The following is a 10608-nucleotide window of genomic DNA, read 5'->3' as shown; positions in this document are numbered from 1 at the left end:
GGTGAGTTCACGTGGGGTGGCGACCAGTTCCACACCGGCATCCCGGCAGGCCGCGCTCACCACGTCGGCCGAGGTGGTGAGCGCGCCGGTGTGCGACTGCGCGCTGCGTGCGGAGGCGTCGCCGCGTCCGGCGGTGAGCAGCACGACGGGTTTCCCGGCGTCGGCGGCCGCCTCGGCGAAGGCGCGTCCGTCGCCGAAGTCCTCGGCGTAGACCGCGATGGCCTGAGTGCCCTCGTGCCGGGCGCAGTCGGCGAGCAGGTCGACGAGCGTGACGTCTGCCTGGTTGCCGAGCGACACGAACCGGGAGAAGCCGAGGCCGTGCGGGCGGAAGCGGAGCTGGAGTTCGAGGGCGAGGTTGCCGCTCTGGCTGAGCAGCGCGACGCCGCCGGGGGTGAACGTGTCGGAGGCCAGGAAGAGGTCGGTGGTGTTGTCGGCGATCCCCAGGCAGTTGGGCCCGACCATCACGGCACCGGCCGCACGGACCCGTTCGGCGACGGCCTGCTGCCGGATCCGCCCCGCGTCACCGGTCTCGGCGAATCCGGCGGTGATCGCGACGATCGCCCGGGCCCCGCACCGCAGGGCCTCGTCGACGGCGTCCTCGAAACCGGCGGCGGGCACGGAGACCACCGCCAGGTCGACGGGTTCGCCGACCGCGCTCAGGCTGGGGGCGACGGTGCGGCCGAGCACCGTGCCGCCGCGGCGGTTGACCAGGTGCACGGGACGGCGACCGTTGGCGCGGATGGCCTGGGCGGCTATCGCATGGCCGTACTTGGCCGGGTCGTCGCTGGCTCCGACGACGGCGACGGAGACGGGGTCGAAGAGGGCCGAGAGGTCACGTCCCATGTCACTTCTCCAGCCGCAGCGCGGAGTTGGGGCAGGTGGCGACGGCGGCCTCGGCGGCCTCCTCGTCGCCGTCCGGCACCTCGGCCGGGCGGACCTGCGCATAGCCCCACTCGTCGAGCTCGATCAGCTCGGGTGCGGGTTCCTGGCAGAGGCCGTAGCCATGGCAGCGGGTGGAGTCCAGCAGGAGTTTCATGGCGGGTCCTTTCAGAGCGGCGGGGGCTGGGGCCGTGAGGGGAGCGGGGTGTGGTTCAGGGCACGGGCACGGTGAAGCGGCGCCCGTCCTCCGGTGCGGCGCCTTCGCAGGCGGGGCAGCCGGGGCGGCGGTGGGTGTCGATCCGGTCCGGGAAGTGGGTGAGGAGGGTGCCCGCGATACGGGCGGCGGCATCGAGCAGCCCGCAGGCCCCGCGTCCCGGCAGTTGCTCCGACCAGCGGCGCAGCTTGCCGACCGCGTCGTGGCCGGCCTCGCCGCGTGCGACGGCCGCGAGGGTCCTGGCCAGTGCCCCGGTGCCGGAGACGCACACCCCGCACTGCCGGGCGCTCTGTGCCGCGAGATAGGCGACGGCCTCGACGGCCACGGCGAGCGGGCAGTCGTCCGGACCGGCGAAGTGCAGCGCTCCGCAGCCGAGCGCACCGCCGACCGTGCGCAGGTGGTCCTGGTCGAGCGGCAGGTCCGTCCAGCCCTCGCCGTACAGACCGCCGAACAGGCCGCCCAGCAGGACCGCTTCCGCTCTGCCGTATCCGCAGAGGTCGGCGAGGACCTTCAGATGCGTACCGGCGGGCACCTCGACGAGCGCCGCGTCGGCGGCACCCGAGAGGGTCACCAGATGCGCGCCGGCGACGAGGGCCGTGGCATCGGGCCGCGCGTGCATCACCGCGATACGGGCCAGGGTCTCCACGTTGGCGACGAGGGTGGGCGCGCCCCCGACACCGCTTTCGAACGGACGCGGTGGTTTCGCGGCCGGCAGGGCCGGGCCGCCGTCGATCCGTCGTACGACCGCGGTCTCCTCCCCCGCGACGTAGGTGTGCTCCGTCCGTACGACGTCCACGCGCAGGTCGGAAGGCCGCTCGGCGAGCGCGCGCCGGACGGCCTGCTCGGCCAGGTCGTCGGAGAGGTACACACAGCCGCGTCCGGCCCGGGTGACGGCGGCCGCCAGCCGCAGTCCGTCCAGGACGGCGTGCGGCCGGTGACGCAGCAGCCAGCGGTCCTTGACGGAGCCGGGTTCGCCCTCTTCGCCGTTGGCGACGACGACGTGCGGACCTGGTGCGTCACGGACGGCGCGGAGCTTGACGGCGGCGGGGAATCCGGCGCCGCCGCGGCCGCGCAGCCCCGCGGCGTCGATCAGGTCGAGCAGCCGGTCGGGTGCGGGCAACGGCGCGTAGCCGCCCCTGGCGAGATACCGGGAGAGGTCCTCGGCGCCGGAAGGCGACGGGACGAGGACGCCTTCGGGGAGGAGGGAGAACACGGCGGTCACAGGGTGCTCCCGAGCTCGGCGTGTCCCAGGGGTGCGCGAGACCTCAGCCGGACCAACGCCCGCTCCAGCTCCCGCCGTTGTGCGGCGGTGCGCTCGTAGCCGGCCCCGGGCAGGCCGATCAGCATGCGGTGGTGGTCGAGGACGACCTCCCCGGCCAGCAGCGCGGCTCGCGGATCGGCGGCCTCGGATCCGGTGGCGGCCTGGACGACCAGCTCGGTGACCTCGCCCAGGTAGCGCAGCCAGCCGCGCTGTGTGCCGCGCAGCACCAGCCGCTCGACCCGCTGCCGCTCGGCGGCGACGAGGGGCGACGGCGGGCGGCCGTCCGCCCGGGCCCGCAGGGCGGCCACCGCGGTGGGCAGCTCCTGTTCGGGTTCGGGCGTGAGGCCGAGCCAAACCAGACTTCGGCGAGCGCTCATGCGTGCCTCCGGGGTCGCGTCGTCTCCGGGTGGTCCGGAGGCGGGGGTGGCGCGGCGATGACGTGAGTGGGGGTGCTCCGGCGCCGTGACGAGAAGGGCGGGGGAGCTGTACGGGGCGGGGTGTGCCTGGGCATCCGTCGTCGGGTCCCGGCCATCCGCCTGCCACGAGACTAACTAACTAATTAGTCAGCCCACAAGTCTTGACTTGCTCCCGCAACGGTCCCAGTCTGACTAACCAATCAGTCAGCCGGATCCGGCAGCTCTTGGAGCCGTACCGGCCACAGCCTCACCGCCCATCGCCGCCGCAGCGGCGCGGAGGAGGACCCCCAATGCACCCCTCGACCACCCGGGCAGAGACCGTCACCTCTTCCCCTCCGGAGTCGCCGCTCGAGCACCCCGGGGAAGCGCTGCCCGCCCGCTACTACACCGATCCGGCGATCGCGAAGGCCGAGACCGACCGCGTCTTCGCCAAGTCCTGGCAGCTCGTCTGCCACGAGTCCGACCTGCCGGGGCCCGGCGCCCGGCTCGCCGCCACCGCCGCCGGCCGGGAGGTACTGGTCGTCCGGACCGAGGACGGCGGCCTCGCGGCCCATCTCAATGTCTGCCGGCACCGCGGCACCCGCCTGGTCTCCGCCCCCGAGCCGTCGGGCAAGGCGATCCGCTGCCCGTACCACGGCTGGACGTACAAACTGGACGGACGGCTGGTCGGCGCCCCCGAGGCCCGCCGGATCCCCTGCCTGGACAAGCCCGAGCTCGGGCTGCACCCGGTCAATGTCGAGTCCTTCCTCGGCTTCGTCTTCGTCAACCTCGACCTCGAGGCGACGCCGCTCTCCGAGACCTGCGCCGGGCTCGCCGAGGCCGTCGGGCACTACGCGGGGCCCGGTCTCGTGCCCGTCGGCAAGCACCGCATCCACGATCTGACCGGCGGCGAGGAGCAGAACGCCAACTGGAAGGTGATCGTCGACAACTATCTGGAGGGCTACCACGTCCCCGTGGCCCACCCCTCCCTCATGCGACTGCTCGACTACCAGGCGTACACGGTGGACGTACGGGAGAACTACGTACTCTTCGAGTCCCCACTGCGCGACAAGCCGTCCTCGAACTGGACCGAGCGGCTCTACCAGCGGCTGGCGACCCCCATGCCGGGGCTGGCCGAGGCCGACCGGCGGGTCTGGCGGTACGCCGTGATCTATCCCAACACGCTCATCGACTTCTACCCTGACCACGTGCTCGCGTGGACCGCCCTCCCCACCGCCCAGGACCGGGCGGCGATCCCCGGTGCCTTCTACACCAAGCGCGGCGAGGACGTCCGCACCCGGCTGGCCCGGCGGCTCAACATCCACATCGGCTGGGTCACCAACGACGAGGACGCAGAGCTGGTGGAACGGGTGCAGGCCGGGATGCGCACCCCCGGTTTCGAGCCGGGTCCGCTCTCGCAGCGCGAGGCCGCCGTCGGCTGGTTCGCCCGCCGGGTCCGGGAGGACCTGGAGGGAATCACCGAGTGAAGCCCTTCGGAGCAGCGGGATCACCTCATCCGCGCGACGCCGCCGTCCGGCTCCCGTCGTCCTTACCGCGCACCCTCTGACCTGCGCGTACGCACCCTCCCCAGACCGGTCTTCACTGCGGAATCAGGGCCTGAAGTGAGCCGACCAGCCGGTCCCGCCCTGGAGTTGTGCCGTTCCTCGACGGAGAGGACGCTTCATGTCCCCCGAGGCAATACCGCCGTCCCGCCGTGCCGTGCTGCGGGCGGGCGCCTGCGGCCTGCTGGGCGCCGCGGCCGGCGGCTGCGGGTTCATGCCCGCGAAGAAACCCGACGCCGACCGGCTCGCCCCGGTCGAGCCGCGCGTCGACGGCGATCTCGTCTACTTCAACTGGGCCGACTACGTCGACCCGGCCGTGTTCAAGGGCTTCGAGAAGGAGTACGGCGTCAAGATCATCCAGTCGAACTTCGACTCGATGGAAGGCATGGTCGCCAAGCTCAACGCCGGCAACCGCTACGACATCGTCTTCCCCTCGGCCAAATGGGCCCAGCGCCTGGTCCGCGGCGGCCGGCTGCGCCGTATCGACCACTCCCACCTCACCAACGCTCGCGCCGTGTTCGGCACCTACGACTACTTCGCCGACCCCTGGTACGACCCCGGCTCGGCGCACACGATCCCCTTCACGGCGTACAAGACCGGTATCGGCTGGCGTCGCGACCGGATCGGCGAGCTCGCCGACAGTTGGCGGGACCTGTGGAACGACAAGGCCAAGGGCAAGGTCTTCCTGCTGGACGACCGTGACGAGGTGCTCGGCATGGGTGCCCTCGCGCTCGGTCTCGACGTCAGTTCCGGTGACACCGGCGACCTCGACCGGATCACCTCGCTGCTGGGCACCCTCCGACCGCGGCTGCGCGGCTTCTCCAGCGACAGCTACAACAACCTCCTCAACGGCAACGCGCTGATCCAGCAGGCGTGGAGCGGCGACATGGCCGCCATGCTCAACCAGGCCGAGGACCCGTCCGTGTTCGGGTTCCAGGCCCCCAAGGAGGGCACGCCGATCAACTCCGACTGCTACGCCATCCCCTGGAACGCGCCCCACCCCGGCACCGCGATGCTGTTCATCGACTACATGCTGCGGCCGGAGAACGTGAAGAAGAACATCGAGTACATCGGCTACCCGATGCCGGTCCAGGGCTCCGAGAAGATCTACGCCGACCTGGTCGAGCCCTTCCCCGAGTGTCTGGTCACCGAGGCGGACCTGAAGGCCGACCTGTTCTTCCGCAACGGCGGCCGCGCGGCGGAGGACGCCCGCGACACCGCCTGGACCCATGTGAAGGCGGGCTGAGACATGGCACTGCCGCGCCACCCCTCCCGCGCCCGCCGCCGGGATGCCGACGGCACCCGCATCTGGACCTGGCTCATGCTGCCCGGCACGATCTGGATGACCGGCTTCCTGATCGCCTCGCTCGTCCTCGTCGCCGTCCTCGCGGTCGGCACCACCGACGAGCTCGGCAATCCGCGCTTCGGCTTCGACCTCGCCGGCGTGCGCGCCCTCGCGGACCCCGCCTACACCGAGGTCCTGGCCCGCTCCCTCGGCTACGCGCTGCTGACCTGCCTGGTCAGTCTGCTGATCGCCTACCCGGTGGCGTACACCATCGCCCTGCACGGCGGGCGGTACAAGCACGCGCTGATCGCCGCGATCGTGGTCCCGTTCTTCGCCAACTACCTGGTCCGGATGTACGGCTGGTCGGTGGTCCTCTCCGACGACGGGCCCGTGCTGCGCACCCTGCGCGCGGTGGGTCTCGCCGACGCCGGCACGAAGATCCTCAACAGCGGCTTCGGCGTGGTCGCGGGACTCGTCTACGGCTTCGTCGTCTTCATGATCATCCCGCTGTACGCGGCCCTGGAACGGCTGGACGTCTCCCTCATCGAGGCCGGCCGCGATCTGTACGGCGGCCCGGTCCGCACCTTCTTCTTCGTCACCCTGCCCGCCACCCGGCAGGGCGCGGCGGCCGGGCTCGTCCTGGTCTTCCTGCCCGCGATGGGCGACTTCGTCAGCGCACAGCTCATGGGAGGCCCGGACCAGATCATGATCGGCAACCTGATCCAGGACAAGTTCTTCCAGGGCCAGAACTGGCCGCTCGGCTCCTCCCTCACCATGCTGCTGATGCTGGTCCTGCTGATCGGGATGCTCGGCTATCTGCGGCGGACCCGCAAGGACGAGGCGGAGGCACGCCGATGACCCTGCTCCGGCTCCCCTCCCCCACCGCCCCGGCCCGTCCGGCCGCCGGGACCCGTACGCGGCGCGGCCGGGCAAACCGCAGGCCCCGCGTCCTCGTCGCGGTCACCGGACTGTTCTTCGCGCTGCTCTACCTGCCCATCGCCGTGGTGGCGCTGTTCTCCTTCAACTCCAAGAAGTCCCTGACGGTGTTCGACGGGTTCAGCCTGCGCTGGTACCGCGCCTTCGCTCAGGACGACGTCCTCATCGCCTCCCTCACCACCAGCCTGCGCGTCTCCCTGGTGGCGATGGCCGGCTCACTGGTCCTCGGGGTGGCGCTCGCGCTCGGCCTGGTCCGGTGCCGCACCCGGCTGGGCTCGCTGGCCGGCCTTGTCATGCTGGTGCCGCTGATCACGCCGGAGATCGTCACGGGCGTGGCGTCGATGCTGCTGTTCAAGGGACTGGGCGTGCCGCTGTCCACCGGCACGGTGATGCTCGCCGAGATCACCTTCTCCATCTCGTACGTCACGGTCGTCCTCCGCTCGCGGGTCGCCGCGCTGAACCCGGAGGTGGAGGAGGCCGCGATGGACCTCGGGGCCACGCGGTGGCAGGCGGTCCGGCTGGTGACACTGCCGGCGCTGCTGCCCGCCGTGCTGGCGAGTGCCGTGCTGATCTTCGCGCTGGTCTTCGACGACTTCGTGCTCGCCTACTTCACCACCGGCGTCGACCCGCAGCCGCTCTCGGTGCGGATCTACTCGGCGATCCGCTTCGGGGTGCAGCCCACCATCAACGCGGTCGGCACCCTGATGCTCGCGGGCTCCATCGCCCTGATCGCCCTGGCCCTGTTCATCCCGCGCCTCTTCGGCCGCCGCGGCGGCCTCGACCTCTTCTCCGGGAAGTGATCCATGGACGCGACCCCCGCCGTCCGGCTCGACGGCGTCTCCAAGCAGTTCGCCGACTCCTACGCCGTCCACCAGCTCGATCTCGACATCGAGGCCGGCCATTTCTTCTCCCTGCTGGGCCCGTCCGGCTGCGGCAAGACCACGACGCTGCGCATGATCGGCGGGTTCACTGACCCCACCGAGGGATCGGTGCTGCTCGGCGGCGAGGACGTGACGGCGCTGCCGCCGGACAAGCGCAACGTCAACACGGTCTTCCAGAGCTACGCCCTCTTCGACCATCTGAGCATCGCCGACAACGTGGGCTTCGGCCTCAAGCGCAAGGGCGTCGCCAGGGCGGAGATCCGGCAGCGGGTCGGCGAGATGCTGGAGCTGATCCAGCTCGCCGGCCTGGCCGACCGCAAGCCCGGCACACTCTCCGGCGGTCAGCGGCAGCGCGTCGCGCTGGCCCGCGCGCTGGTCAACCGTCCGGCCGTCCTGCTCCTCGACGAGCCGCTGGCCGCCCTCGACCTGAAGCTGCGCCGGCAGATGCAGGTGGAGCTGAAGCAGATCCAGCGCGAGGTCGGCATCACCTTCGTCTTCGTCACCCACGACCAGGACGAGGCGCTGACCATGTCCGACCGGATCGCCGTGATGAACGAGGGCCGCATCGAGCAGTGCGGCACGCCCGAGGACATCTACGAGCACCCCGCCACCAGCTTCGTCGCCTCCTTCATGGGGACCTCCAACCTGATGACCGGCACCTACCGGGGCGGTGAAGTGGCGCTGGAGAAGGGGCCCGCCCTGCCCGTCGGCCCTCGTTCCGAGATCGCGGACGGCACCGCCGTCAGCGTGTCCGTACGCCCCGAGAAGATCTGGCTGTCGGACTTCGAGCCCGGCATGTCGATGCTGAGCGGTGTCGTCCGCGAGACCGTCTACAGCGGCCCGACCACGACCTATCTGATCGAACTCGCCCCGGGCGTCACCCTGTCGGTGCTGGAGCAGAACACGGACCGTGCGCGCATGGAGGACCGCTGGTGCGGCGGCGAGACGGTGGAGTTCGGCTGGCGGCCCGAGCACTGTCTGGTGCTGGCCTGACAGTTCCCCCTTCCGTAGCCGAATCTGTGCAGACGAAAGCGAAGCTGATGCATCACGACGTGATCGTGCTCGGTGCCGGTCTTGCCGGGCTCGCCGCCGCCCGGGACCTGGCCGCCGCCGGCACCGACGTGCTCGTCCTGGAGGCCCGCGACCGGGTCGGCGGCCGGGTCGAGCAGACCCGCACCCCCGACGGCCGTACCGTCCAGCTCGGCGGTGAGGTCGTCGGCCACGGGCACACCGCCTATCTCCGACTCGCCGAGGAGCTCGGCCTGAAGCTGGTTCCCAGCTATGTCGCCGAACCCGGCCGCATGACCCGTGCCACTCCGGAGGGCAGCTCGGCGGGCGATCCGCCGCACTGGTTCGGCCCCGGCGACTCGGCCCTGCACGAGCGCCTGAGCGCCGAGTTCACCGGCCTGGCCGCGACTGTCGACCCCGACGACCCGTGGTCGCATCCGGACGCGACCGCCCTGGACCGGCTGTCGGTCGCGGACTGGCTGCGCTCCCGGCAGGCCACGCCCGCCGTGGTACGCCTGTGGGACATCGGCCAACTCGCCCTGGCCGGCGGCTCCTACGAGCGGATCTCCCTGCTGGCGGCGTTGCGCAAGAGCGCGGCGGTCCCCGGGCCGGGCACGGGCGACTACGACTACGAGGAGTGGGAGGGACTGCGACTGGCCGACGGGTCGGCGACACTCGCCGAGGTCATGGGCCGCGAGCTGGGAGCGCGCATCCGGCTCGGCTCCCCCGTCGCCGCCCTGGACATCCGCCCGGACCGTTGCGCCGTGCGCCTGGTCACCGGCGAGGTCCTCACCGCGACGGCCGTGGTGAGCGCCCTCCCGGTGGGCCCGCTGCGGTCCGTCGCGATCAGCGGGGTCGGCGAGGCCCGGCTCGCCTCCCTGCACCGCCAACGCCACGCGACGGCCGCGAAGTTCGCCGCCGTCTACGACCGTCCCTTCTGGCGGGACGCCGATCTGAACGGACTGTCCGAGGCCGAGGGCGTGCTGGGCAGCACCTGGCCGCAGAACGAGGGCGTCCTGTCGGCCCTGATCCCGCCCGAGCGCTACGGCGTCCTGCTCGGCACCCCGCCGCAGCTCCGTACCCCCGAGCTGCTCGCCGAGATGGCCGGCATGTTCGGCGACGAGGCGCTCCGCCCGACCGCCTGCCATCTGCGGCTGTGGGGCACCGACCCGTGGACCCAGGGCTACGTCACCCAGTGGCCACCGGGCGAGGTCATGGCGGTCGGCCCGCTGCACGGCACCCATGAACCGCCGTTCTACGTCTGCGGCTCCGACCAGTGGGTCGCCGGATACATGGAGGGCGCCGTCCGCACCGGCCGCGCCGCCGCCGAGGAGGCCCTGCGCCGTGGCTGACACCTCCGACCTCGCGCATGTCCTCAACCACATCGGCGGCAAGGAGGTATCTGCGGCCTCCGGTGCCACTCTGCGGCTGATCGACCCGGCCACCGGACTCCCGCACGGCACGGCCCCGCTATCCGGCCCCGAGGACGTGGACACGGCCTGCCGGGCGGCCGAAGAGGCCTTTCACGGCTGGTCGGTGACGACTCCGGCGCAGCGGCAGGCCGCGCTGCTGCGGATCGCCGACGCGCTGGAGCGGGAGGCCGGTGCGGTGGCGAGCGCCGAGGTGGCCGACACGGGCAAGCCGCGCGCCTTGTTCCTGGATGACGAACTGCCCGCGATCGTGGACGTGTTGCGGTACTTCGCGGGTGCCGCCCGCAATCTGCCGGGCGCGGCGGCCGCCGAGTACACGCCGGGCCGTACCTCCGTGCTGCGCCGCGAGCCGGTCGGCGTCTGTGCCCAGATCACCCCGTGGAACTATCCGCTGATGATGGCCGTGTGGAAGATCGCCCCGGCGCTGGCCGCCGGCAACACGGTCGTCCTGAAACCGTCCGACACCACGCCGTCGTCGGCCGTGCTCCTGGCCCGGCTGGCCGCCGAGCATCTGCCGTCCGGGGTGCTCAACGTCGTGTGCGGCGACCGCGACACCGGGCGGTCCCTCGTCGGCCATCCCGATGTGCGGCTGGTGGCGGTCACCGGGAGTGTCCGGGCGGGGCAGGAGATCGCCGCCGCGGCGGCCACCGACCTGAAGCGGCTGCACCTGGAGCTCGGCGGCAACGCGCCGGTGCTGATCCACGCGGACGCCGATCTCGACGACGCGGTGGAGCAGTTGTCGTCGCTGTCCTTCTAC

The 10608-nt window shown here is 71.9% G+C and carries 11 protein-coding genes; 7 read left to right on the top strand and 4 right to left on the bottom strand.

Translation table 11 applies throughout. The features are described 5' to 3' along the window. From ACFTZL_RS33205 to ACFTZL_RS33190, 4 genes are all read right to left on the bottom strand, one after another. On the bottom strand, nucleotides 1–843 hold an 843-nt coding region (locus tag ACFTZL_RS33205), incomplete at its 3' end, for a CoA-binding protein (RefSeq protein WP_382590428.1). Between the two features lies 1 nt (nucleotide 844). Next, entirely contained in the window at nucleotides 845–1036 is a 192-nt protein-coding gene (locus ACFTZL_RS33200; protein ID WP_382590425.1) for a ferredoxin, read from the bottom strand. A 55-nt stretch (nucleotides 1037–1091) separates the two neighbouring features. Then, the gene (locus ACFTZL_RS33195) at nucleotides 1092–2315 is read right to left on the bottom strand and encodes an NADH-ubiquinone oxidoreductase-F iron-sulfur binding region domain-containing protein (RefSeq protein ID WP_382590422.1); all 1224 of its coding nucleotides are present in this window, start codon (nucleotides 2313–2315) and stop codon (nucleotides 1092–1094) included. Further along, nucleotides 2312–2731: a hypothetical protein gene (locus tag ACFTZL_RS33190; RefSeq protein WP_382590419.1), complete on the bottom strand. Its 420-nt coding sequence runs from the start codon at nucleotides 2729–2731 to the stop codon at nucleotides 2312–2314. Before ACFTZL_RS33190 ends, ACFTZL_RS33195 begins: the two co-directional genes overlap by 4 nt. A gap of 329 nt (nucleotides 2732–3060) precedes the next feature. Between ACFTZL_RS33190 and ACFTZL_RS33185 the strand changes: the two genes are divergently transcribed. The 7 genes from ACFTZL_RS33185 to ACFTZL_RS33155 all read left to right on the top strand — a co-directional run. Then, the gene (locus ACFTZL_RS33185; protein ID WP_382590416.1) at nucleotides 3061–4236 is read left to right on the top strand and encodes an aromatic ring-hydroxylating dioxygenase subunit alpha; all 1176 of its coding nucleotides are present in this window, start codon (nucleotides 3061–3063) and stop codon (nucleotides 4234–4236) included. A gap of 196 nt (nucleotides 4237–4432) precedes the next feature. After that, the gene (locus ACFTZL_RS33180) at nucleotides 4433–5557 is read left to right on the top strand and encodes a spermidine/putrescine ABC transporter substrate-binding protein (protein WP_382590413.1); all 1125 of its coding nucleotides are present in this window, start codon (nucleotides 4433–4435) and stop codon (nucleotides 5555–5557) included. A gap of 3 nt (nucleotides 5558–5560) precedes the next feature. Then, nucleotides 5561–6454: an ABC transporter permease gene (locus ACFTZL_RS33175; RefSeq protein ID WP_382590410.1), complete on the top strand. Its 894-nt coding sequence runs from the start codon at nucleotides 5561–5563 to the stop codon at nucleotides 6452–6454. Beyond that, nucleotides 6451–7332: an ABC transporter permease gene (locus ACFTZL_RS33170; protein WP_382590407.1), complete on the top strand. Its 882-nt coding sequence runs from the start codon at nucleotides 6451–6453 to the stop codon at nucleotides 7330–7332. Before ACFTZL_RS33175 ends, ACFTZL_RS33170 begins: the two co-directional genes overlap by 4 nt. A 3-nt stretch (nucleotides 7333–7335) precedes the next feature. Further along, complete coding sequence (locus ACFTZL_RS33165; RefSeq protein WP_382590405.1) at nucleotides 7336–8406, top strand: ABC transporter ATP-binding protein; 1071 nt, start codon at nucleotides 7336–7338, stop codon at nucleotides 8404–8406. Nucleotides 8407–8453: 47 nt separating this feature from the next. Next, nucleotides 8454–9773 (top strand): flavin monoamine oxidase family protein, encoded by a 1320-nt coding sequence (locus ACFTZL_RS33160; RefSeq protein WP_382590402.1) that lies wholly within the window; start codon nucleotides 8454–8456, stop codon nucleotides 9771–9773. Further along, nucleotides 9766–10608 (top strand): aldehyde dehydrogenase family protein (locus ACFTZL_RS33155; RefSeq protein WP_382590399.1); only part of this gene is annotated, 843 nt, incomplete at its 3' end. The genes ACFTZL_RS33160 and ACFTZL_RS33155, both read left to right, overlap by 8 nt.

It is taken from the genome of Streptomyces sp. NPDC056948 (assembly GCF_042674225.1).
In the GTDB taxonomy this organism is placed as follows: domain Bacteria; phylum Actinomycetota; class Actinomycetes; order Streptomycetales; family Streptomycetaceae; genus Streptomyces; species Streptomyces purpurascens.
The sequence above is the reverse complement of the archived record's forward strand: the minus strand, read 5'-3'. Positions and strand labels throughout refer to the sequence as shown.

Bases quoted from the DNA above. Each gene is read 5' to 3' on its own strand.
- ACFTZL_RS33200 (WP_382590425.1), bottom strand. From the start codon at position 1,036: ATGAAACTCCTGCTGGACTCCACCCGCTGCCATGGCTACGGCCTCTGC.
- ACFTZL_RS33190 (WP_382590419.1), bottom strand. From the start codon at position 2,731: ATGAGCGCTCGCCGAAGTCTGGTTTGGCTCGGCCTCACGCCCGAACCC.
- ACFTZL_RS33185 (WP_382590416.1), top strand. From the start codon at position 3,061: ATGCACCCCTCGACCACCCGGGCAGAGACCGTCACCTCTTCCCCTCCG.
- ACFTZL_RS33180 (WP_382590413.1), top strand. From the start codon at position 4,433: ATGTCCCCCGAGGCAATACCGCCGTCCCGCCGTGCCGTGCTGCGGGCG.
- ACFTZL_RS33175 (WP_382590410.1), top strand. From the start codon at position 5,561: ATGGCACTGCCGCGCCACCCCTCCCGCGCCCGCCGCCGGGATGCCGAC.
- ACFTZL_RS33170 (WP_382590407.1), top strand. From the start codon at position 6,451: ATGACCCTGCTCCGGCTCCCCTCCCCCACCGCCCCGGCCCGTCCGGCC.
- ACFTZL_RS33165 (WP_382590405.1), top strand. From the start codon at position 7,336: ATGGACGCGACCCCCGCCGTCCGGCTCGACGGCGTCTCCAAGCAGTTC.
- ACFTZL_RS33160 (WP_382590402.1), top strand. From the start codon at position 8,454: ATGCATCACGACGTGATCGTGCTCGGTGCCGGTCTTGCCGGGCTCGCC.